Annotated in this window: 18 protein-coding genes; 9 read left to right on the top strand and 9 right to left on the bottom strand. The window is 42.9% G+C overall.

All coding sequences use genetic code 11. The features are described 5' to 3' along the window. Positions 1 to 10: 10 nt before the first annotated feature. From V6Z54_RS07565 to V6Z54_RS07535, 7 genes are all read left to right on the top strand, one after another. A complete protein-coding gene (locus V6Z54_RS07565) occupies positions 11 to 7,159 on the top strand; it encodes an amino acid adenylation domain-containing protein (RefSeq protein WP_338527861.1) in 7,149 nt (2,382 codons plus the stop codon). Positions 7,160 to 7,179: 20 nt separating this feature from the next. Next, positions 7,180 to 7,407: an MbtH family protein gene (locus V6Z54_RS07560; RefSeq protein WP_025093680.1), complete on the top strand. Its 228-nt coding sequence runs from the start codon at positions 7,180 to 7,182 to the stop codon at positions 7,405 to 7,407. A 123-nt stretch (positions 7,408 to 7,530) separates the two neighbouring features. Beyond that, on the top strand, positions 7,531 to 9,156 hold the full coding sequence (locus V6Z54_RS07555; protein ID WP_269102954.1) for a helix-turn-helix domain-containing protein: 1,626 nt from the start codon (positions 7,531 to 7,533) through the stop codon (positions 9,154 to 9,156). A 98-nt stretch (positions 9,157 to 9,254) separates the two neighbouring features. Continuing rightward, positions 9,255 to 10,220, top strand: a complete 966-nt coding sequence (locus tag V6Z54_RS07550; protein WP_269102955.1) for an iron-hydroxamate ABC transporter substrate-binding protein — start codon at positions 9,255 to 9,257, stop codon at positions 10,218 to 10,220. A 98-nt stretch (positions 10,221 to 10,318) separates the two neighbouring features. Beyond that, positions 10,319 to 11,053 (top strand): alpha/beta hydrolase-fold protein, encoded by a 735-nt coding sequence (locus tag V6Z54_RS07545; RefSeq protein WP_041089409.1) that lies wholly within the window; start codon positions 10,319 to 10,321, stop codon positions 11,051 to 11,053. 72 nt (positions 11,054 to 11,125) lie between these two features. After that, a complete protein-coding gene (locus tag V6Z54_RS07540) occupies positions 11,126 to 11,272 on the top strand; it encodes a YycC family protein (RefSeq protein WP_064498621.1) in 147 nt (48 codons plus the stop codon). A 22-nt stretch (positions 11,273 to 11,294) separates the two neighbouring features. Next, a complete protein-coding gene (locus V6Z54_RS07535) occupies positions 11,295 to 12,509 on the top strand; it encodes an MFS transporter (RefSeq protein WP_338527860.1) in 1,215 nt (404 codons plus the stop codon). A 39-nt stretch (positions 12,510 to 12,548) separates the two neighbouring features. Here the strand turns inward: V6Z54_RS07535 and rplI are convergent, their stop codons facing one another. From rplI to V6Z54_RS07520, 3 genes are read right to left on the bottom strand one after another with little or no spacing between them, the layout of a single operon-like run. Then, complete coding sequence (gene rplI, locus V6Z54_RS07530; protein ID WP_008359128.1) at positions 12,549 to 12,998, bottom strand: 50S ribosomal protein L9; 450 nt, start codon at positions 12,996 to 12,998, stop codon at positions 12,549 to 12,551. Continuing rightward, positions 12,995 to 14,974: a DHH family phosphoesterase gene (locus V6Z54_RS07525; RefSeq protein WP_338527859.1), complete on the bottom strand. Its 1,980-nt coding sequence runs from the start codon at positions 14,972 to 14,974 to the stop codon at positions 12,995 to 12,997. Before V6Z54_RS07525 ends, rplI begins: the two co-directional genes overlap by 4 nt. A gap of 30 nt (positions 14,975 to 15,004) precedes the next feature. Next, a complete protein-coding gene (locus tag V6Z54_RS07520) occupies positions 15,005 to 15,943 on the bottom strand; it encodes a YybS family protein (RefSeq protein ID WP_073979339.1) in 939 nt (312 codons plus the stop codon). A 303-nt stretch (positions 15,944 to 16,246) separates the two neighbouring features. Here V6Z54_RS07520 and V6Z54_RS07515 point away from each other — a divergent pair, with 303 nt between their 5' ends. Continuing rightward, positions 16,247 to 17,173, top strand: a complete 927-nt coding sequence (locus V6Z54_RS07515; RefSeq protein ID WP_073979340.1) for a manganese-dependent inorganic pyrophosphatase — start codon at positions 16,247 to 16,249, stop codon at positions 17,171 to 17,173. 55 nt (positions 17,174 to 17,228) lie between these two features. On the opposite strand, the gene V6Z54_RS07510 is transcribed toward V6Z54_RS07515, so the two are convergent. The 3 genes from V6Z54_RS07510 to V6Z54_RS07500 form a co-directional block, all read right to left on the bottom strand. Further along, positions 17,229 to 18,086 (bottom strand): DUF3298 and DUF4163 domain-containing protein, encoded by an 858-nt coding sequence (locus V6Z54_RS07510; protein ID WP_041089401.1) that lies wholly within the window; start codon positions 18,084 to 18,086, stop codon positions 17,229 to 17,231. Next, positions 18,087 to 18,581 carry an RNA polymerase sigma factor gene (locus V6Z54_RS07505; protein WP_034283625.1) on the bottom strand — a complete coding sequence of 165 codons (495 nt, stop codon included), beginning with the start codon at positions 18,579 to 18,581 and terminating at the stop codon, positions 18,087 to 18,089. A 149-nt stretch (positions 18,582 to 18,730) separates the two neighbouring features. Next, positions 18,731 to 19,390, bottom strand: a complete 660-nt coding sequence (locus V6Z54_RS07500; protein WP_269102966.1) for an aspartate/glutamate racemase family protein — start codon at positions 19,388 to 19,390, stop codon at positions 18,731 to 18,733. Between the two features lie 105 nt (positions 19,391 to 19,495). Here V6Z54_RS07500 and katX point away from each other — a divergent pair, with 105 nt between their 5' ends. Further along, positions 19,496 to 21,085, top strand: a complete 1,590-nt coding sequence (gene katX, locus V6Z54_RS07495; protein ID WP_338527858.1) for a catalase KatX — start codon at positions 19,496 to 19,498, stop codon at positions 21,083 to 21,085. Between the two features lie 49 nt (positions 21,086 to 21,134). On the opposite strand, the gene wrbA is transcribed toward katX, so the two are convergent. From wrbA to V6Z54_RS07480, 3 genes are all read right to left on the bottom strand, one after another. Next, on the bottom strand, positions 21,135 to 21,749 hold the full coding sequence (gene wrbA / locus V6Z54_RS07490) for an NAD(P)H:quinone oxidoreductase (RefSeq protein WP_034283654.1): 615 nt from the start codon (positions 21,747 to 21,749) through the stop codon (positions 21,135 to 21,137). Between the two features lie 72 nt (positions 21,750 to 21,821). Then, entirely contained in the window at positions 21,822 to 22,430 is a 609-nt protein-coding gene (locus V6Z54_RS07485) for an alpha/beta hydrolase (protein WP_075612232.1), read from the bottom strand. Then, a complete protein-coding gene (locus V6Z54_RS07480; RefSeq protein ID WP_039182911.1) occupies positions 22,427 to 23,398 on the bottom strand; it encodes a ring-cleaving dioxygenase in 972 nt (323 codons plus the stop codon). The genes V6Z54_RS07485 and V6Z54_RS07480 overlap by 4 nt, the downstream gene beginning before the upstream one ends. Positions 23,399 to 23,438: the final 40 nt, after the last annotated feature.

The following is a 23,438-nucleotide window of genomic DNA, read 5'->3' as shown; positions in this document are numbered from 1 at the left end:
GTATAGACCCTTGTCGATCCAGCCAGTCGATTCATTCCCACTAACCGGTGCCCAATCAGGCATTTGGTATGCGCAGCAGCTTGATCCATCTAATCCTATTTTCAATACAGCTGAGTATATAGATATTAAAGGTCCTATTGACCCCATACACTTTGAAGCAGCCATTAGAAAGACTGTCTTAGAAGCAGATTCCTTGTATATGCGCTTCGTTGAGGATACTGACGGTCCAAAGCAATGGTTGACATCTAAGAAAGAGATTCCATTTCAATTTATCAATTTACAAAATGAAAAACAGCCGCTTGATGCGGCTAAAGCATGGATGAAGGCAGACCTTTCAACGCCAGTCTCTTTAGAGAAAGATGTATTATTCCGTGAAGTACTTTTTCAACTTGCTGACGATCGATTTATCTGGTATCAGCGCATTCATCACATTGCCATTGATGGATTCGCCTTTTCGCTCATTGCGCGTCGTGTTGCTGAGGTCTATTCATCCCTATCGAAAGGGACACCTATGCCCCCTCAAACATTTGGATCCTTACATGACGTAGTCCAAGAGGAGCTCACCTATCAACAGTCCAATCGATATGAAGATGATCAAGCGTTTTGGAAAAATCGCTTTGCTGATCAACCTGAAATTGTCAGCCTTGCTGAGCTTGCTCCAAGAACGTCGGATCATTTTATCCGAAAAACGGCTAGCTACGATGCCGCAAAGGTAAGCAAAATGAAAAAAAATGCTCCAGCCTTCGGTGGTACGTGGCATGAAATGATCCTTGCTGCATCCGCTTTATATGTGCATCGTATGACTGGTGCACATGATATTGTTTTAGGATTACCTGTGATGATGCGCCTTGGATCGTGCGCCTTACAAACACCCGGAATGGTCATGAACCTGGTACCGCTTCGTTTAACATGCAAACCAGAAATGACGCTATCAGCACTTGTTCGCCAAGTATCTGATGAACTAAAAGCCATTCGCCCTCATCAAAGATATCGTCACGAGGACATGCGGAGAGACTTTAAGCTTATCGGAAGAAATCAGCGATTATTTGGCCCGCAGATCAATATCATGCCATTTGATTATGATCTCATGTTCGATCAGAGCATGGGTCAAGCACATAATCTTTCAGCAGGACCCGTGGATGATATATCGATCAACATATACGACCGCGCGGATGGGAACGGTTTTCAAATCGACTTTGATGCAAACCCTGCCGTTTACAAAGAGCAAGCAGTTGACGCTCATCAGCAGCATTTCCTTCAATTGCTGGAGGAAATAACCGGACTAGAGCAAGATCAAACGATCAGTCAATTCAACCTTCTTTTGTCTGAAGAGAAAGAGACCATTCTCAAGCACTGGAATGATACAAAACGAGAATTACCAAAGGGATCTTTACGGGAACTGTTTGAAAAACAGGTGAGCAAAACGCCACAAGCAAAAGCATTACAGTTTGAAGGAATCACTTTGACCTATGAAGAGTTGAATCAGCGGGCTAATCAATTAGCTCATTATTTGAAAAAACATGGTATTGGACCAGAACAATTTGTTGCCATTGCTCTGCCTCGATCCATCGATATGGTCGTAAGTCTATTAGCCGTCGTCAAAACGGGAGCTGCATATCTGCCATTAGACCCTGATTACCCTAACGATCGAGTCGCCTATATGCTAGAAGATGCCAAACCTGCGTGCTTGCTCACAGTCAAAGAGACAGCAGACGGTTTGGACCACCCGCACATCGTTCAACTGGATGATTTAACTGTTCATCAGGAGATAGCAGACAGTCCAAATCTCAATCCGACTTGGAGCGAGGGCTCTCCACATCACCCAGCTTACATCCTCTACACATCAGGATCGACAGGCAAACCAAAGGGTGTTGTTGTAACAAAACGAAATGTGATCAACTTTATATTGTCCATGCAAGATTCATTTTTATTAGATCAAGAAGACCAGCTTTTAGCGGTAACGACCATTGCCTTTGATATTTCCGGGCTGGAAATGTTCCTCCCGCTTTTACATGGCGCTGCTATTTTATTGGCAAAAAAAGAAACCATACAAGAACCAGCAAAGCTTTCAGACATGATTCGTTCTCATCATGTCACCATCATGCAGGCAACACCAACGTTGTGGCATGCATTGGCAGATGAATATCCTGACGTGATTACAGGTATGCGAGTTCTTGTTGGAGGAGAAGCACTCCCTGCCTCCCTTTTGCATACCTTGCAATCTCTTCAATGCGACATTACCAATTTGTACGGACCTACAGAAACGACGATCTGGTCTACGATGGAAAATGTCACAGCACATCGAGAGAATAGCGGGCCGGCAATCGGTAAACCCATTTGGAATACGAGCATTTACATTTTAGATGAAGGACTAAACCCAGTCCCAGCAGGATCAATCGGTGAACTTTATATTGCAGGTGAAGGAGTATCTAGAGGATATCTTGGACGATACGATTTAACGGCTGAACGTTTTGTCGCTGATCCATTCGGCACAAAAGGCACGAGAATGTATCGTACCGGTGATTTAGCCAGATGGCGTGAAGATGGTTCGATTGATTATATCAGCCGTGCCGATCATCAAATTAAAATCCGCGGCTTCCGTATTGAACTAGGTGAAATCGAAACCGTGATGATGCAGCACCAAGCCATTAAGCATACATCTGTTATCGTTCGTGAGGATCAACCTGGGCAGCAGCTGCTTTGTGCATATGTTGTGCTGACAGATGGCTCTTCTCTACACCCTTCAGAGCTCAGACAGTTTGTGGCTTCATTACTTCCTGATTACATGGTACCTTCTGCTGTTGTCGTTTTGCCAGAACTTCCACTTACGCCAAATGGCAAAATCGATCGCAAAGCATTACCAATACCAAATATGTCTTTAGTTAGTTCTGAGCGGACACCTAGAACACCACAAGAAGACATGTTATGTAGTTTATTTGCAGAAACCCTTGGCCTATCTCAAATTGGCATAGATGATAGTTTCTTTGACTTAGGAGGACATTCCTTACTCGCCGCTCGCCTGCTTAGACGTATACGCGATACACTTGGCGCAGACCTAAGCATGAGTACCATTTTTGAATCGCCTCGGGTTGCTGATCTTGCGCAGCATATTGACAAAGCGAAGGACATTCGGCCGCCGCTTCAGGTTGAAGACAAGCCAGATGAAATTCCATTATCCTTTGCCCAAAAACGGCTCTGGTTCCTTCATTGCCTTGAAGGGCCAAGTCCAACTTACAATATTCCACTTGTCATTCAACTGACAGGTACACTAGATCAAACAGCTCTAATTGGTGCTCTGGCAGATATCACTGAAAAACATGAAACCCTTAGAACCATTTTTCCAGATAAGAACGGCATGCCAAGACAGGTCATTTTACATCCGAAAAGTGTCCAGCCTGAACTCCATGTCACAGCTTCAACCGATCAACAAATTGAGAGTCAGTTAAACGAAGCCATTCGCTATAGCTTTAAAATTGAAGAAGAACCTGCACTGCGAGCAGAATTATTCACGCTTGATACAAACCGATCCGTACTGCTTCTATTGCTGCATCATATCGCTGGTGACGGTTGGTCACTTGCACCATTAACGCGAGACTTAGCTGCTGCTTACGAAGCCCGTATACAAGGAAAATCTATCTCCTTGCCAGCAGAACCTGTTCAATATGCTGACTATGCTATTTGGCAGCAAAAGCTGTTGGGCAGTGAAGAAGAGACGGATAGTCTATTTGCCAAGCAGCTCAACTATTGGAAAGGTGCCTTACATGACTTGCCTGAAGAACTTGAGCTTCCCTATGACTTCCCGCGGCCACAGGAAGGAAGCTTCAACGGTGCGACGATAGACTTTACGATTGAACCCGCTTTACATCAGAACCTCCTTGAGCTTGCCAAACAGCATCAAGTGAGTTTGTTCATGGTGCTTCAAGCATCACTTGCAGCATTAATGACACGCCTTGGAGCGGGGACAGATATCCCAATCGGCAGTCCGATTGCTGGACGGAATGACGATGCACTTGACGATATTGTGGGCTTGTTTGTGAACACACTAGTATTACGTACCAATACAGATGGTAATCCAACCTTTAGTGAGCTATTGAAGCGAGTGCGAGACGTTGACTTAGCAGCCTATGAGCATCAGGATCTGCCATTTGAACGGCTAGTCGAAATCCTAAATCCAACCCGATCCAGATCACGAAATCCATTGTTCCAAGTCATGCTTGCCTTCCAAAATACACCGAAGGCGGAAATGAAGCTGACACAACTTGACTCAGACCTCTACGTGAAACCAGTAGGGTCAGCTAAATTTGATCTGACCATCGAATTAACAGAACAAAGAACTGAAACTGGGTCAGCAGCAGGTTTAACAGGATTGTTTGAATTCAGTACAGATGTATTTAAAGAAAGCACCATTCGAGCAATCGCTGACAGAATGAAGCGCTTTTTAACTGAAGTGACTGTGCGCCCACAAGTGCCGATTGGTCAAGTGAACATTTTATCAGATAAAGAGCGTCAAACATTTCTCCCTGACAAAAAGACAATTGCTCAGTTAGACCAAGCATATAATCTCCCGGCCTTATTTGAAAAAACGGCGCAGCAATATCCTGATCGAGTGGCTGTAACGTATGGCAATAGGCAGCTTACCTATGTTGAGTTAAACACCAAAGCCAATCGTCTTGCTCATTTATTAATACAAAGAGGCGTTGGACCAGAACAGTTCGTTGCACTTGCCCTGCCTAGATCAATCGACATGCTCGTAAGCTTATTAGCCGTTCATAAAGCAGGCGCAGCCTATGTTCCGCTTGATCCTGACTATCCAGCAGACAGGCTGGCATACATGATACAAGATGCCAAACCAGTTTGCAGCATCACAACAAAAGCAGATGCAGTGCATCTCCCTGCTGATTGCGATTTGATTTTGTTAGACGAAAAAGAAACGAGCGATCAATTGCTGACTATGCCAAATCATAATCCGGCTGATATAGACAGAATTGAACCGCTATCTTCTCTGCATCCGGCCTATATTATTTATACATCCGGTTCTACAGGGAAACCAAAAGGAGTGGTCATCCCACATCAAAATGTCATCCGTCTTCTGACATCTACTGAACATTGGTTCCATTTTGATGAAGAAGATGTTTGGACAATGTTCCATTCATATGCCTTTGATTTTTCAGTATGGGAAATATGGGGACCACTTTTATATGGCGGCCGTCTTGTCATTGTACCTCATACCATCTCTCGCTCTCCTGAAGAGATGCTGCAGCTTCTAGTCGAGGAAGGGGTAACTGTGCTTAATCAAACACCTTCTGCCTTCTATCAGCTCATGCAGATAGACAAGGAACAACAAACACTAGGCCAAGCATTATCACTCCGCTATGTCATCTTTGGCGGTGAAGCATTAGAGCTTAGCAGATTAGAAGATTGGTACAGCCGTCACTCAGACTGTAAGCCAAAGCTAATTAACATGTACGGCATTACAGAAACCACCGTACACGTTACGTATAATGAACTCAATCGAGACATGATCACAAAGAACTCCAGCAGTTTAATCGGCGAACCGATTCCTGATTTACACGTTTACGTACTTGATGAATACCTACAGCCTGTTCCCCCTGGGACAACAGGTGAAATGTATGTAGCCGGAGCTGGCCTTGCAAGAGGTTATCTAGGCAGACCTGACCTGACATCAGATCGATTCCCTGCCGATCCATATGGAGCACCTGGCACAAGGATGTATCGTACCGGCGACCTTGCGCGCTGGACAGAAGAAGGGGCTCTTGATTACATTGGCAGAGCTGATCATCAAATTAAAATACGCGGCTTCCGCATTGAACTTGGAGAAATCGAAGCTGTTCTGGCACGCCATGATGCAGTTGCACAAGTGGCCGTCATAATGCGAGAGGATCAGCCTGGTGACAAGCGCTTAGTTGCATATATCGTCACAACGGAAGAAGACCATTTCGATACTGAAGCCCTTCGTCATTTTGCGGCAGCCAGTCTTCCTGATTACATGGTGCCCGCAGCATATGTACAGATTGACGCCATGCCGCTTACAGCAAACGGGAAGCTTGATCAAAAATCACTGCCGGCCCCTCAATTGCATTTACAGCAAGCGGATGGGCGCGGCCCAAGAAATCCGAAAGAGGAAATCCTATGTCATCTCTTTGAAGAGGTGCTTGATTTGCCTAAAATCAGCATAGACGATCGCTTTTTTGACATTGGTGGGCATTCACTGCTTGCAGTTCGTTTAATCAGCCGCATTCGTGATGCACTTGGTGTCAAACTAAGTATCGGAACATTGTTTGAAGCACCAAATGTGGCAAGTTTGGCAGAGAAACTAGAAACAGGAAGCGATGAAAACGCACTAGAAATCTTGCTGCCGCTGCGAACAAATGGAGAAAGGTATCCTCTCTTCTGTGTTCACCCAGCAGGTGGTCTTAGCTGGTGCTATGCCGGTCTCTTGAATACATTAGAGAAAGACATCCCTATTTATGGATTACAGGCACGAGGAATCGCAAGAAAAGATGACTACCCGCACACACTAGATGATATGGCTGCGGATTACATCAAGCACATCCAAACAATTCAGCCAAAAGGTCCTTATCATCTTCTTGGCTGGTCATTAGGTGGAAACGTTGTACAGGCAATGGCTACACAGCTCCAGCAGCAAGGTGAAGAAATCGCACTCGTTGCGATGCTGGATGCCTATCCAAACCATTTCTTACCGATTAAAGAAGCACCTGATGAAGAAGAAGCACTAATTGCTCTTCTTGCGCTCGGCGGTTATGATCCAGATACCTTAACAGGTGAACCGCTCACGATGAAAAGTGCCGTCGACATTTTGAAAAAAGATGGCAGTGCACTAGCAAGCTTAAGTGAAGATGCCATTAGAAATCTAAAAGAAACCTATGTGAATTCAGTTCGATTGCTCGGAGAATATCAGCCAAAAACTTATCAGGGAGACATATTATTCTTTAGATCTACCATTATCCCAGATTGGTTTACACCAATTGATCCCGAAGCATGGGCGCCTTATATCAACGGAACAATCGAACAACACGACATTCATTGCCGGCACAAAGACATGTGCCAGCCTAAACCCCTAGCAGAAATTGGTGTCATCTTAGACAACACACTGCATCGAGTCAAACAAAAGCACTAAGAATAAAGGAGAGATGACAAATGACAAATCCCTTTGATCGTGAAGACGGTGTATTTCTTGTGCTTGTCAATGAACAAGGACAGCATTCACTTTGGCCATCATTTGCACCAGTGCCAGATGGATGGGAAAAGGTCTTTGGTGAAGACACTAGAAATGCCTGCATCGATTATATCCAGACACACTGGCAGGACTTGCGGCCATTAAGCTTAACAAAAGAACCTGCACTAGCACATGGAAAAACGGAATAAATCATCGCACCCTGATTTCCATCAGGGTGCTTTTTTGACAGAATAAACATCACCATCTTTCAGCTCTTTCTGCTACAATTTAATTGAGAATGTTTATCAATCAATAAGAGATCAGGTGGTTTTATGGGAAACAACAATCAATTACGTACATTGGCAAATGCCGAACAATTCATCTATCGATTAACATATACTGAAAAAATAAATAATGCAGAGCTTCCACATACAGAGCAGCAGCTATCAGATACATTCTGCCTCCTCTTCAGCATAAGCGGCAGCGGTTTACTCACATTGAACGATCAAAAATGGCGATTGAAACATCTGACACTCTATACGATCATGCCTGGGGAAACATTTATGTTGAAAACAGAGCCTTATCAAAAACACGAGCTCTATCTGTTTCGCTTTCAGCTCTACACGCTGCAAGATCAAAACATAGAAGAAGTATCAACGGAACATGCCCGTTCTTTACTGAATAAATGGCAATTTATCGATATTAGCTCAATTGAACAAATTCATTCTTTACTGTCCGATATGACAGAGGAATGGCAAAGACCTGAATCCATTAGCTTTTTTAGAAGCCAAACTCTTTTTCAGCAGCTCATTATGCAGCTTTTCACACTGCATAAAGAAGATATTTGTGACACAGCACATGCCCTTTTCAAAACAAAACAATATATCGATCAACATTCCGAAGAACCCCTCAGCCTGACAAGTCTATCTCATATGGCTGGCATCAGCTCTAATCATTACAGTGAGCTATTTAAAAAGCATTTTGATGTGAGTGTCACTGATTATATCACCAAGAAAAGGATGGCTAGAGCGAAACAATTAATGGCAAAAGGCAGCGCAAAACTCAAAGACATTGCACTGGAAATCGGCTATCAAGATCCGTATTACTTCAGCCGCATCTTTAAGAAAAAAACGGGCATGACCCCTTCTACTTATATGAAAAGCCGGCAGCGGAAAATTGCAGCCTATGGCCATTCCATACTCGGCCAGCTCACACCCATTCATATCATCCCATATGCTGCCCCTCTCCACCCTAAATGGACAGCACATGATTTTGAGCATTATGCAGAAGAAATTCCGATTCACCTGAGTGCACATCGGATCAACGAGCACGCTGAAGCCAATTTACAGCTATTAAAGGAAACAAAGCCTGAGCTGATCATTGCCAATGATCATGCGACAGAGGAAGAAAAACAAGTGTTAAAAACCATCTGTCCTGTTCACTTTGTTCCATTCACACAATTGGATTGGCGCACTCAATTCAGACAAACAGCTATGTTCCTAAACGAAGCGAAGGAAGCAGAAGAATGGCTGATTCATTACGAGGAACTCGTCATTCAAGCAAAAAAGGCATGCCTTTTTGATCATCCACCAAAAACTATCCTGCCTCTTCGTATCTTTCAAGATCAGCTCTATTTGTCTGTGAATCGCACCATGTCAGAAGTGATTTTTCAAGACATTGGTCTTCAGCCAGCTTTTCAGAATGACGGCCAGCTAATAGAAAAAAAAATCAGCATTCGCTCTATACAACAGCTAGATCCAGACACCATCTTCCTTTTCCTGCATAAGGAGCCAAAAACCATTGCTTTTTATCAAAAATTAAAGCAGCAGGAGGCTTGGCAAAATCTCAAAGCTGTGACGCAGCAAGCAGTCTATCCACTTACGTCTGACCCTTGGCGTGAATACACAGCAGCCAGTCATCAACGAGTCATTCAGGACCTTTTATCTTTTTTTCCGTAAAAAGTCCATCGTTTGACAGATCATTGTCTATGGATAAAAGGACGAAAGACTACTACAATCTTTAATTGAGAACAATTATCAGTTAAAGGAGAAAACAAATGAAAAAATGGTTCGCATTGCTTATCCTTTGTATCATGACGATCATCGCAGCAGCCTGTGGTGCTGCAGAAAATAAACCTGCTTCAAACACAAACAAAAGCAAGTCAGCTGAAGCAGCAGAAACAAACATCAAATACTTAGATCAAACGTACAAACTCACAACACCAGTGAAACGAATCGTCATTGCTGGAAGCCTAGAATCAATGGAAGATGCAAAATTACTTGGTATCGAGCCTATTGGTGCTTCTACTGTAGGCGGCACTTTCCCTGAATTATTTAAAGACATCACAGCGAAAACAGAAGGCATCGGGGAAAAAACAGAACCGAACCTAGAAAAAATCCTAAAACTAAAACCAGATGTGATACTTGGATCAACCAAGTTCCCGCCTGCAACAATTAAAAAACTAGATAAAGTCCAAACGACGATCCCAGTATCACATGTCTCTTCCGACTGGGAAAGCAATCTATTATTACTCGGCGAACTGACTGGAAAAAGTAAAGAAGCCAAAACCATCATCTCTGATTATCAGAAAGATCTCAAACAAGCGAAAGAAACCTTGAAAGACAAAAGCAGCAACAAAACAGCTGTCATTTTACGCATTAGACAGGGCGACCTGTACGTGTACCCTGAAGACGTATACTTCAACTCTACCTTATATGGAGACTTAGGTTTTACAGCACCAAGTGATATCAAAAAAGCCAAAGCACAGGCATTGATTTCATTGGAGCGCCTAGGAGAACTCAATCCTGACTATATTTTTGTTCAGTTCTCTAAAGAGGAAAACTCATCGAATCCGAACGCATTGAAGGACTTAGAGAAAAATAAAATTTGGACAAGCCTAAAAGCTGTGAAAAATGGGCACATCAATGAAAATGCCGTTGACCCTATGCTTCAAGGAGGAACAGCACTAAGCAAGACAACCTTCCTTGATAAGGCCGTGAAATGGTTAGATCAAAACAACTAAAAAAGATGTGACGAATGACAAAGGGCTAAAATGATTTTTATTTTCAGCCCTTTGTCTTCTTTTCAGCGGAGCTTGAAAATTTGGAGGAGAGATGACACATGAACGGAACGTTTCTATATGACGAGTTTAACGGGCGTCAGCTTGATATTTACCTACCACCGGACACCTCTATTCATGTTCCAGCCGTCTTTGTACAAGATGGCTCTTCTTTGTTTAGGACACACCTGCTAGAGATCGAAAGAATGATCGAAGCCAAAACCATCTCGCCAATCATCATTGTCGGCATACATCCCTTCAATCGTCTTGACGAATATACACCATGGAAGGCGTCATCACTGCAATCTGGGTTTCCTGACTTTAAAGGCGAGGCACAGACGTATGTTTCATTTTTAGCGAATGACTTGCTCCCATATATCAAAAGAGAATATCCAGTTCAAGAGATCAGTCATGAGCATAGCCACATAGGTGCTTCATTAGGCGGGCTATTTGCTATTTATACTTTATTCATGCACCCTGATCTTTTTAAAAATATCGCATCGATCTCCGGGTCATTTTGGTATGAAGATTTTCTACCGTTTGCTAAACAACAAAGCATTCAGTGTGTGGATCACCTTGTCTATTTGTCTGTAGGCAGTGAAGAAGGGAAAGGCAAAACATCGGTTCAACAGCACATGCCGTTATTCACCAAACAACTGCATGATCTTTTATTACAGAAAGGGATGCAGGAATCGCAGCTGCACTATCACATCGAACAAGGGGAAGGTCATCATCTGAAACAATTTCAAAAAAATTTCTTATCGGCTCTAAAGTGGTTTTATCAAAAAGAACACTAATTTTTAATCAGCATGGCATAAAGCCGATATGATATATTGGAACGTATAGATTGAAAGAGGAGGGATTTGCGCATGAGACCTTTACAAATCTCAGCCGATACCGCACAAAAGCTTGCTGCATCACTCAATGTACCATTAGAACAAATTATGCATATGCCGCAGCATATCTTATTAGCTAAATTAGCGGAGCTTGAACAGAAGAAAGATCGTTCTTCTTAAAGAAATAAAGGAGTTTACATTCATGGAACAACAACTAGAAAAATCAACATTGTATCCCCGCAGTACAGGACAAACCATCCTGCTGGTTGCTGGGATTTTGCTCATTGCATTTAATCTGCGGCCTGCCATTACGTCCGTTGGCCCTGTTATCGGCGCGATTCGTTCCGATTTACAGCTTTCAAATGGACTGGCAGGTTTTCTTACGACATTACCACTGCTTTCATTCGCATTGCTTTCTCCAATTGCACCTAAAATCGGAAAACGCCTTGGCAATGAACGAACCCTCTGGCTTGGACTTGCTGTCCTTCTCTTTGGGATTGTGATTCGCTCGTTTGGCACCATCACCTTCTTAATGATTGGAACGGCGCTAGTCGGCGTCGGAATTGCGATTTGTAATGTGCTCTTACCGGGGCTTGTGAAGCATAAATTTCCTGCACATGCAGGTTTGATGACAAGTGTATACACGACTTCAATGTCCGTCTTCGCTGCACTTGCATCAGGTGTCAGTGTTCCGCTCAGTCATACGATGCCTGGCGGCTGGAATACATCATTCCTTATATGGGCTGGACTTGCCCTTCTCGCCATGATGGTTTGGGCGCCGCAGCTTCTTCATCAGAATACAGCGGCCGTCAAAACCATTTCTCTTACAGAGCAGCCAATATGGCGCTCACGTGTCGCATGGCAAGTGACCTTTTTTATGGGCTTGCAATCATTCCTTTTCTATAGCAGCATCGCTTGGTTTCCTGATATCTTAACATCACATGGAATGAACCTGTCGACAGCTGGCTGGATGCTGTCCATTATGCAGTTCGCTGGTCTGCCATCCACCTTCTTAACGCCCGTTCTTGCAGAAAAATTAAAAACGCAAAGACCGCTTGTCGCCGGCCTTGTCCTTGTGTATTTACTCGGCATGATTGGACTTCTTCTCGGAGGATCGACACCTATTCTTGTCATCTCTGTCCTATTGATCGGCATTGGACAAGGTGCTAGTATCAGTCTAGCGCTCACCTTCATTGGATTGCGCACAAGACATATGGAACAAGCAGCTGCCCTCTCTGGAATGGCGCAGTCACTCGGTTATTTATTAGCCGCTGTTGGTCCATTCATGATCGGTATCCTTTTTGATTTCACACATACATGGACACCAGCAATTATCATCTTTATCATCATCCTATTTTTCATGTTTTTATCCGGTATGCGTGCCGGACGCAGCGTCTATATTTCAGATCCTTCATAAAAAAGAACCCGCCTCCTCGTGAGACGGGTTCTTTTCTGCTTATGCCTGCTCTGTCACATGTACCTTTAACGTTGCTTGTACCTCTGGATGAAGCTTTACCGGTACATTTGTATAACCTAACGCACGGATGGCATCATTCAGCTCGATTTTGCGCTTATCAAGTTTAATTTGATGATCTTTTTGCAATTTATCAGCGATTTGTTTGCTTGTAATGGAGCCAAACAAACGGCCGCCTTCACCTGATTTTGCAGTGAGTTCCACTGTTAACGCCTCAAGTGTTTCTTTTAATTGTTTTGCTTGTTCAAGCTCTTGGATGGCATTCTTTTTCTCTTTGTTTTTCTGCCCTTCCAATGCACTTAGGTTCGTTGGAGTTGCTTCAACAGCTAACCCTTGTTTGATGAGAAAGTTGTGAGCGTATCCGTCAGCTACATTCTTGACTTCGCCTTTTTTCCCTTTGCCTTTTACGTCTTTTAGAAAGATGACTTTCATCTTTGAACCCCTCCTTCGAAATATTCGTCTATGGCAGCCTTTAACTTCCCTACCGCTTCTTCAATGGTTATACCATAAATCTGGGTAGCAGCGTTAGTTAAATGACCGCCGCCGTCTAGTGCTTCCATAATAATTTGAACGTTGATATCCCCTAATGATCTGGCACTAATGCATACCGTATCGTCATCTCGTCTAGCGACAGCAAATGACGCTTCTACCTCACTCATTGACAACAGTGAATCAGCCGTCTGGGCAATCGTTATTTGATCATAATACTCCGACCTATCAGACGGTAATGAAGCAATGGCTACCTGATTTTGATACAGCTCTGTATGCTGAATGAGTTTTGCCCGTTTGATGTAATGATCGACTGTTTCTTTTAAAAACTTTTGCACAAGGACAGGATCTGCTCCCTTTGCACGAAGGTAAGATGCTGCATCGAACGTTCTTGACCCCGTTCTCAGAGAGAAACTCTTCGTATCCACGATGATCCCAGCAAGAAGCGCAGTCGCCTCAATCATGTTAATCCGCAATTTCTTCGGCTGATACTCTAAGAGCTCTGTCACAAGCTCTGCTGTAGATGAAGCATACGGCTCCATATAAACAAGTAAAGGATCACGGATAAATTCCTCGCCTCGTCTATGATGGTCAATGACCACGACGTTTTCAATCTTATTCAGTAGTCGTTCCTCCATGACGAGAGACGGTTTATGTGTATCCACGACGACAAGCAATGTGTCATCCTTTGCAAGCTCCATTGCTTCCTCTGGCGTGATAAAACGTGACCAAAGCTCTTCATAATTTTTAATTTCACTAATTAAGCGTTGAACACTGTCGCCAATCTGGTTGGCATCAATGACAATATAGCCTTCTTTTCCATTGGCCTGAGCGACCTTTAAAATCCCGATGGATGCACCGATTGAGTCCATGTCTGGGAACTTATGACCCATGATCATGACATTACCGCTTTCAGATACAATTTCCTTTAAAGCATGAGAAATGACCCGTGCGCGTACGCGTGTCCGTTTCTCCATTGGGTTCGTTTTTCCACCGTAGAACTTCACTTTTCCATTCGGCTGTTTAATGGCGACCTGATCCCCGCCTCGTCCGAGGGCAAGGTCAAGACTCGACTGTGCTAGTGCTCCAAGCTCTTTCAAAGAAGGAACGGACGCACCAATCCCGATACTCAAAGTAAGCGTAGCACTATGTGCCCCTGTTTTCTCACGGACCTCGTCTAAAATGGAGAATTTCGACGCCTCAAGCTCAGCTAAAATGCTCTCATTTAGGACCGCCATAAATCGTTCAGACGAAATTCTCTTCAGGAAAATTCCGTATTCTTGTGCCCAATTGTTTAAAAGAGACGTCACTTCACTATTAATCGCGCTACGCACTTGATCATCAAGGCCCTGCGTGACATCGTCGTAGTTGTCTAAAAAGATATAAGATAAAACCGTTCGTTCATTTTCGTACTGTCGTTCAATCTGCACCTGTTCCGTGACATCAAAGAAATATAAAAGGCGCTCTGATCGTTTAATAATGACTTTGAATTTCCGGTCATTCAGCGTTACATTTTCGGTCTCTACCTCTTGTTTAATAAGAGGCACAATGGACTCAAATGTATCGTACAAGGATCTGCCGACAAGTGTGCTTTCATGAAAGCACGAAGCGAGAAATGGATTCGTCCATTCGATATAATACTGGTCATTAAACAGCATAATACCAATCGGCATCTCCATTAATGCTTCTTCTCCAACCTTTTTGACTCGATAGGATAATGTTGAAATATATGAATCAATCTCTTTCTGCACTTGCGTATCTGCCCACTTTAAGAAGTAGAGCACACCTGCAAGGACGAAAAGACCAACCGCTCCTATGATCCAATTAAAATAAAGGTTGAGGAGGACTGTGACCACCGCAAGAACAATTAACACGAAGATCGGATACTTGATGACAGGTTTTCTATAGAAGCTTGGCACTGATATCAACTCCTCAACATTCAGAGTGAATTATTTGTTTTTTACTTTTTCTCTTAAATCAAAGCCTATGTCAGCAATCCCTATAATTCGCACAATCACACCGATCGGCGGAAAGAAAACCGTTAACACGACAGCGAAAATGGGTACGGCTTTTGAGATGTTTTTTTCGTGGCAATAATAGAAGAGAAAAGAAAATCCCTGAATAAGCACCAGTATAAATAAAATTTGAAACGCACTCGTTTGAACGAGCCATAAAAAGCTGCCTTTTTCCGTCTGAATCAGCATCAAAAGCAATGTGAGTAAATAATACCATACCATGCTTTTTGGCAGCCGCATATCCTTAAATTTCTTCAAAGCCGGCATGTCTGAAACAAACCGTTTGAGCAAAGGCCGCACGAACCAATGATTCACAAAAGCCATCAAAGTAACAGCGATCAAAAGCGCTACAGGTAAAGCACTTAATGCCATATCCTGCATCTCTTTAAACTGTTTGAGCTGTTTGGCTATGTCCTTTTCAGAAGCCCCGGATTGCTTTAAAACACTCTCTACCATCGGCATCATTTGCTCAATCGACTCTTTCGCCATATTCATGATATCGATTTGAAAGAGCTGAACACTGACAACAAAGGAGATGAGAAAACTGAATAAATAAATCAGCGCACCTGTAATGATGGCATTCCCAGGCTGCCTTCTGCTGTAGAAAGAACCCATGCCTAATCCGACAGCAATCAGAATAGGTGCACTCATGAGTCCAGCCATAGACCCAATTAAAAAGCTGATCACTATGCCAATAGCGCCAGCAGCAATTCCTTTTTTCAAGCCGTGCCTGATTGTATAGAGGATGATCGGAATCGGAGCAGCTAGAAAGAAAATAATGGATAATAGCGGCACATACAAATAAAACAGCATCATGACCGAGAAAATACTCATCATGATTGCGCCCTCTACTAACGCTTTTGTTTGTTTCACACCTTCACCTCTATCCAATCCTTTTGTCTATATCTTGCTCAATGTGTACTTCTATGTATACGTACGATGTAAGCTCCATCATGTCTTGCCCCAACCTTTATTTTACCATAGCGGCAAATCTCAAGTAAAATGCAGGCTATTCTGGGAGCGTTTCACGTGGAACACCGATATGGAATCGTACATGCAAGTTTTCAAACAGCATGTTACAATTTTTAAGATAATTCTTAGCTATAAACCCTGAATTCAAGGTCAAAAGCTGTTAGAATAGAAACATCATCAATAAAAGTAAGAAGGAGAATTCACATGGGAAAAACACTCGTATTCGGACACAAAAATCCTGACACAGACACGATTTGTTCTGCTATTGCTTACGCTGATTTGAAAAACAAAATCGGCACTGAGGCAGAAGCCGTCAGACTTGGAGAAATCAATGGAGAAACACAATACGCATTAGATTTCTTTAAACAAGAAGCACCTCGTTTCATTGAAACGGCTGCAAATGAAACAAAGCAAGTCATTCTTGTCGATCATAACGAATTCCAGCAAAGTGTAAGCGATATTGATCAAGTACAAGTAACTGAGGTCATTGACCATCACCGTATTGCCAACTTTGAAACAAGTGAACCTCTTTACTATCGTGCTGAGCCTGTAGGCTGTACAGCAACGATCTTAAACAAAATGTATAAAGAAAACCAAGTGACGATTGAAAAGGAAATCGCTGGTTTGCTTTTATCTGCGATCATTTCTGATTCCTTACTATTCAAATCCCCAACATGCACACAGCAAGATATTGATGCTGCGCATGAGCTTGCAAAAATCGCAGGGGTAGATCCAGAAGTTTATGGCCTAGACATGCTGAAAGCAGGCGCTGATCTAAGCCAAAAAACAGTTCAAGAATTAATTACACTTGATGCAAAAGAATTCGCACTAGGCAAAAGCAAAGTGGAAATTGCGCAAGTCAATACAGTAGATATCGCTGAAGTGACAGCAAGACAGGCTGACATTGAAGCGAAAATCAATGAAGTCATTGCAGCAAAAGGTCTTGATCTATTTGTTTTAGTCATCACAGACATTTTAGAAAATGACTCCCTTGCTCTTGCACTCGGTGCAGAAGCAGCAAAAGTAGAAAAAGCATTTAACGTCACGCTTGAAAACAACACAGCTTTACTAAAAGGTGTTGTATCAAGAAAGAAACAAGTCGTACCTGCATTGACAGACGCACTTTCTTAATAAAACACGACAAGACTGCTGAATCATTCAGCAGTCTTTTTTGTCTGTCTTCTTTTTAATGAATGTACGTATCACTAACGAGAATATCCTTTAGCACGCTTGTTGGAATCGTAAATTCAACAACACCCATGTAGCCAGGCGCCACATCATATTCATTAAAGGAAATCACAAGCTTCCCTTTTGAATTGATATAGAAGTTTTGATCCGGCTTAATTTTCTTAAATGGATCCGCCATATCTTGCTTGCCAATCCAATACATTTTGTTTGAATCCTCTTTCATCTGTTTCTTCATTTGTTCTTTAATATTTTCACTAATCACATCAATATAACGTTCATCTTTAAACAGACTTGGTAATGTAATGAGGACATGATTTTTCTTATCCACCGTATCATATGTCATTTCCTCTGCCGCAGAAGCCTGAGTCGTCACCTTGTATCGGCCTAGTGAAAGGATTTGATCATTGTTCGTTCTCACTTCATAACCGCTCTCAACACTTAAATGACCATTTTTATAACCCTTTGTTTCCTTTTCAAAATCTTGATACAGCTTTTTGTTTTCAGCTAAATATTTTTGATTCAGGCTGTCTTGTAATGTTTCGTCCCCAAGTCCTGAAACGTGTGGTGTTTTAAGATCAATATTCGTTCCTTGATCGCTCTTTTTAAATTCTGTAAACGTTACGACTTTCACCAGCTCGCCAATGATAGGTACTTCTGAAATCGCTCTTGCTGCCTGTGGACTGACATTAACAGTTGTGACAAAAAGAGCAGCCGCTGCAACAAGTCCGATGGTCCATTGCTGAAAATGAGGTTTTTTGTTTTTTCTTTTTAACGTTCGTTCAATCATCGCATCATATTCCGGTGGAATAGGGATTTCTAAATATTCATCTTTTAAATGTTCCAAATACTTATCCATTTATATTTCCTCCTGTGATAATTCTACTTTTAAAAGCCGCAGCGCCTTATATAATCTTGTTTTAATGGTGTTTTCATTTTCATCGAGAATCTGGGCGATGTCCTCTAATTTTAAATCTTCAAAGAATCTCAAAATAATGATGACTCGATACATCTCAGGCAAATCCTCTATAGCCCGTTTGACGTCTTGATCCTCGTATACATCTGATTCGCCCTGTGATAAGAATTCAAGCGTATCATCATCTGTCACCTGCACCCGCTTCTTCTTTCGTAAAAAGTCTAGGGCAGCGTTCACCACGATTTTATAAAACCAGCTATGCATCTTGCTCGCATCCTCTAATCGATGAACAGATTTGAGTGCTTTATGAATAGCCTCCTGAACAACATCCATAGCATCTTCCGGGTTTTTGACATAACTATAGGACAACCGATAAAAACTGTGTTTATGCTCCATGACGTAATCCGCAAATTGATCGTCTATTTTTCGTTTCTTCATTTTACAAAGAGCTCCTTTATCTTAAATGCGCATCTGTTATTTCTTACATTGGATAGACGCGCGCCTTTTAAAAATAGTTTGCGCTCGGTTATTTTTTTAACATGTCATCGCATTTACATTCCTATACAAAAAGAGCGAACCTGATGGGTTCACTCTTTCCAAGCGGATAGTGTTTGATGGACAAACTGTTTTAGTGGAGAAAGCGGATGAATGATAGGAACTCCTGTCTCCCGCTCCATCTGCTGTGCCGCATGAACCATCGAAAGCTGCATCACACAAATATCTCTGCCTTTTTGCTTCATACATTTTCTCAGCTGCTCCATGATTTGTTCATCATAGGCTTGCATATCACCGTTTAGGCAAAGATGAAAGACATCCTCCATCACAACCATTTCTACTTCAACCTGTTTGCCCCGCTCTTTTGCATATGAATCAAGCCGCTGCATCGTTCCCTCCACTGTATCTGGGTTGGAAAACACAAGCTGAAGAGGCCCTTTTTTCTCACAAATCAGCTCAAATAACGGTTCATCGATCGGAACAATCGGTTGTTTAAAGAGGTGCTGCTGATCACCTAGAGCAGCAATGTATTGTGTACACGTAAGCAGAATGAGGTCAGCTTCACTTTCTTGTTTTAATCTGTTGATAGCATACGTTTGCTGCTTGTGTTGATCAAATGCAGGATCTTGTGTAGCGCGTTCTATAAATGATGAATCGACTGTGTAATGCAAATCAACATCTGTATCACCAAAAACATCTTCTATATATGACTGATTGGATGGATGGGCGTGAAGGCAGTGTAATCGAATCATCAGGCTCTCTCCTCGTGAAAGTTTTCAATCATTATATCAATCCTTGTATGAAATAGGGAGCAACATGACCATATTGTTAAGGAGATATTGAAGGAGGGATTCGAATTGAAAGAAGATCAACAGCCTAAACCATCTTCAGATTCAGAAGAAACCTTAACGAATCGGCAAGGTCATCCCGTCACAGACAATCAAAATATGAGAACTGTTGGGAATAGAGGACCCACTACGCTTGAAAACTACGATTTCCTAGAGAAAATCAGTCATTTTGATCGTGAACGCATTCCTGAACGTGTTGTGCATGCACGTGGTGCCGGAGCTCACGGTTATTTTGAAGCCTATGGCACATTCGGCGATGAACCGATCTCCACCTATACGAGAGCGAAATTGTTTCAGGAAAAAGGGAAAAAGACGCCTGTTTTCGTACGTTTTTCTTCTGTGATTCACGGCGGGCATTCGCCAGAAACATTACGCGATCCGAGAGGATTTGCGATTAAATTTTACACAGAAGAAGGCAACTGGGATCTCGTTGGAAACAACCTGAAAATTTTCTTTATCAGAGATGCGTTGAAATTCCCTGATTTGGTTCATGCCTTCAAGCCTGACCCCGTCACCAATCGTCAGGACGGCGAGCGCATATTTGATTTTGTCTCACAATCACCTGAAGCGACACACATGGTGACTTTTCTTTTCTCACCTTGGGGCATTCCAGCGACATACCGCCACATGCAAGGCTCAGGTGTCCATGCGTACAAATGGGTAAATCATGAAGGAAAAGCGGTGCTAGTTAAATATCATTTTGAACCGAAACAAGGCATTCGCAATCTGACCCAAGAACAGGCGCAAGCGATTCAGGGAGAAAATTTTAACCATGCCACACAGGATTTATATGAAGCCATTGAGCAAGGAGATTTTCCTGAATGGGAGGTATATGCACAGATCATGGAAGATGATGCCCACCCTCACCTCGACTTTGATCCGCTTGATCCGACAAAGCTTTGGTACAAGGAAGACTATCCATGGAAACCAATCGGACGGATGGTATTAAACAAAAATCCTGAAAACTATTTCGCAGAAGTCGAGCAGGTTGCCTTTGGGACTGGTGTACTCGTAGATGGTTTGGATTTCTCAGATGATAAATTGCTTCAAGGCCGTACCTTCTCCTACTCTGACACGCAGCGATATCGTGTAGGACCAAACTATTTACAGCTGCCGATCAATGCACCGAAAAAGCATGTCGCCACCAATCAGAGAGACGGCCAAATGGAATACCATGTCGATCAAGGCAAAGGGCAAAATCCCCATGTGAATTATGAACCATCGATCCTCGGGGGATTAAAAGAAGCCAAACAGGATGGAAAGGATCATACGCCTTTTGTAGAGGGTGAAGTCAAACGAGAAGCCATTGACCGACCAAACAACTTCGGACAAGCGGGAGAAACGTATCGCCGTTTTAATGATTGGGAGCGAGAGGAACTGATTAAGAACTTAGTCAACACCCTTGCGACATGTCAAAAGGACATTCAAGACCAAATGATCGAAAACTTTACAAAAGCAGACCCTGATTACGGAAAGCGTGTCGCTGACGGCTTAAAAGCCTATAAACAAGAGCAGCCAAGCGGACCTATCGGCTCTACAGGCGCTGCTCAAGCCGTGGACGAAGCCATCAACAACAGCACACCATCAGATCCTTATTAATGAAAAAAGAATGCAGCGGCGAGGCTGCATTCTTTTTGTATTACATCTATTAAGCGTTTTGACCTTTTTTGATCCATTCTGCCACATTCACTGTACGTTTTGCCTGATGTTTCACAGCTGCTTCTGCATCCTCTTGGATTTTTCCATTTTGGTCAACAGTCACACTCACACCGTAAGGGTTGCCCCCTGCACCGTATAAGGAATCATCTGTGTATCCAGGAGCGGCAATAATTGCTCCCCAGTGGAACATTGTCGTATAAAGGCTGAGAACCGTCTGCTCCTGTCCGCCATTTGCATTTTGAGCTGAAGTCATCGCACTGACTGCTTTGTTTGCCAATTTACCTTGGAACCACAAGCCGCCTGTCGTATCTAAGAACTGCTTCATTTGAGCTGGCAGGTTACCGAAACGTGTCGGCATGCTAAAGATGATGGCATCTGCCCACTCTAAATCACTTAATTGAACCTCTGGCACATCCTTAGTTTCGTCTAAATGTGCTTTCCATGCTGGATTTGAAGCTACAACTGCTTCTGGTGCCAATTCAGCAACCTTTAATACCTTAACTTCTGCGCCAGCTTCTTTTGCTCCAGCTTCAGCCCATTTCGCCATCTGATAGTTTGTACCTGTTGAACTATAATAAATAATCGCTAATTTTACGTTTTCCATTTGATCCATCTCCTTTTGTTTGTTTTGCCCAAAAAGCTTCTGTAAAAATCCCACCTGTATACCCCACCTTATTTAAAATTGACGACGATACCATAAAGCTGCAGCATCGACTTCTTCTCTCGTTAGCTGATGTCCGCGATTTTCCCAATGAAGTGTAACCGATGCGCCTGCACCCTGCAGCAATTGCTCCAGCTCCTGCGATTCCTCTGGACGGCACATTGGGTCATTTTCACCAGCTGCTATAAAGACTTGTTTCCCCGCTAATGAAGGCAATGAAACCCCGCGTCTTGGAACCATTGGATGATGCAGGATGGCTCCTTTTAAAGCATCCCCATAATGGAATAACAAGCTTCCAGCAATGTTCGCCCCATTGGAATATCCGATTGCCACCACATTGTGACGATCAAACCCATATTCATCGGCTGCTTCTCCGATAAATGTATACAGCTCCTCTGTACGCTCAATTAAATCCTGCTCATCAAATACACCCTCTGCCAAACGTCTAAAGAAACGCGGCATGCCGTTTTCTAATACATTTCCTCTCACACTAAGAACAGATGCATCAGAGTCTACTAAATCTGCAAGCGGCAATAAATCTTCTTCCGTCCCGCCAGTCCCATGCAGTAATAACAGGACAGGTCTTTGTTCATTCTTTCCTTTTCGAAAAAGATGCTTCATCATGAATCTCCTTTCCCTTTAACTTCTCTCACTTCAATTGGCAGTACAATTTGTTCAATCTGACTGCGCTGTGCCTCATATTGCGGTGGCAGTTTCAATGCTTCACCCATTGTTTCCACTGATTCGTCATGTGCAAACCCTGGAGGATCAGTGGCAATCTCAAATAAGATGCCCCCAAGTTCTCTAAAATAAATGGCATTGAAGTAATTTCGGTCTTGCACCGGTGTCACTTGATACCCACTTTGTGCAATATGTCTTTGCCAATCTAATTGGTCCTGATCATCTGTTGCTCTCCATGCAATATGGTGCACAACTCCAACACCCATACGTCCTCGTGGAACAGGTGTGATGTTCACATCAATGACATTGCCTATTTCGCCAAACGAACGGAATCTCACATAGTCTCCTTCTGCTCCGACTCTTTCAAGTCCCATCGTTTGCTCTAGCAGCTGCATTGTTTGTTCCGGCTGCGAAGTTAATAAAACAGCTCCGCCAAATCCTTTAATCGCTACATCTGGTGTGACACCGTTAAATGTCCACTCGTTTTGCTTTCCTTCCGCACGCTCTACTAGCTCAATCAATAAGCCGTGTGGATCTTCAAATGAGAGAAAAGCTTCACCAAAACGTTCAACCATTTCATAAGAAACATTAAACTGCTCAAGACGATCCTTCCAGAAAGAGAAAGCGCCTGTCGGTACGACATATGTCGTCACGCCCACTTGACCTGCACCAATTTGACCTTTTTGTGCTCCCGGCCAAGGGAAAAATGTAATAATGGTCCCTGGAGAGCCGCCTTCATTTCCAAAATATAAATGGTATGTGCCCGGATCATCAAAATTCACGGTCTTCTTCACGAGACGAAGCCCTAAAACACCTGCATAAAAATCAACGTTCTCCTGAGGATGACCCACAATAGCTGTAATATGGTGAATTCCTTCTGTTTTTTTCACTTCTAATGACCTCCTAATCATGAAGTAATAAACCTCTATTCATTATGTCTTTACTGACGTC

The sequence above is a fragment of the Bacillus sp. MAG717A genome (assembly GCF_036884855.1).
In the GTDB taxonomy this organism is placed as follows: domain Bacteria; phylum Bacillota; class Bacilli; order Bacillales; family Bacillaceae; genus Bacillus; species Bacillus safensis.
The sequence above is the reverse complement of the archived record's forward strand: the minus strand, read 5'-3'. Positions and strand labels throughout refer to the sequence as shown.

Coding starts and splice junctions, on each gene's coding strand:
- V6Z54_RS07510 (WP_041089401.1), bottom strand. CDS start 18,086: ATGGATAAGTATTTGGAACATTTAAAAGATGAATATTTAGAAATCCCT.
- V6Z54_RS07550 (WP_269102955.1), top strand. CDS start 9,255: ATGAAAAAATGGTTCGCATTGCTTATCCTTTGTATCATGACGATCATC.
- V6Z54_RS07515 (WP_073979340.1), top strand. CDS start 16,247: ATGGGAAAAACACTCGTATTCGGACACAAAAATCCTGACACAGACACG.
- V6Z54_RS07555 (WP_269102954.1), top strand. CDS start 7,531: ATGGGAAACAACAATCAATTACGTACATTGGCAAATGCCGAACAATTC.
- V6Z54_RS07535 (WP_338527860.1), top strand. CDS start 11,295: ATGGAACAACAACTAGAAAAATCAACATTGTATCCCCGCAGTACAGGA.
- V6Z54_RS07500 (WP_269102966.1), bottom strand. CDS start 19,390: ATGATTCGATTACACTGCCTTCACGCCCATCCATCCAATCAGTCATAT.
- V6Z54_RS07545 (WP_041089409.1), top strand. CDS start 10,319: ATGAACGGAACGTTTCTATATGACGAGTTTAACGGGCGTCAGCTTGAT.
- V6Z54_RS07480 (WP_039182911.1), bottom strand. CDS start 23,398: ATGATTAGGAGGTCATTAGAAGTGAAAAAAACAGAAGGAATTCACCAT.
- V6Z54_RS07560 (WP_025093680.1), top strand. CDS start 7,180: ATGACAAATCCCTTTGATCGTGAAGACGGTGTATTTCTTGTGCTTGTC.
- V6Z54_RS07485 (WP_075612232.1), bottom strand. CDS start 22,430: ATGATGAAGCATCTTTTTCGAAAAGGAAAGAATGAACAAAGACCTGTC.
- V6Z54_RS07505 (WP_034283625.1), bottom strand. CDS start 18,581: ATGAAGAAACGAAAAATAGACGATCAATTTGCGGATTACGTCATGGAG.
- rplI (WP_008359128.1), bottom strand. CDS start 12,998: ATGAAAGTCATCTTTCTAAAAGACGTAAAAGGCAAAGGGAAAAAAGGC.
- V6Z54_RS07540 (WP_064498621.1), top strand. CDS start 11,126: ATGAGACCTTTACAAATCTCAGCCGATACCGCACAAAAGCTTGCTGCA.
- wrbA (WP_034283654.1), bottom strand. CDS start 21,749: ATGGAAAACGTAAAATTAGCGATTATTTATTATAGTTCAACAGGTACA.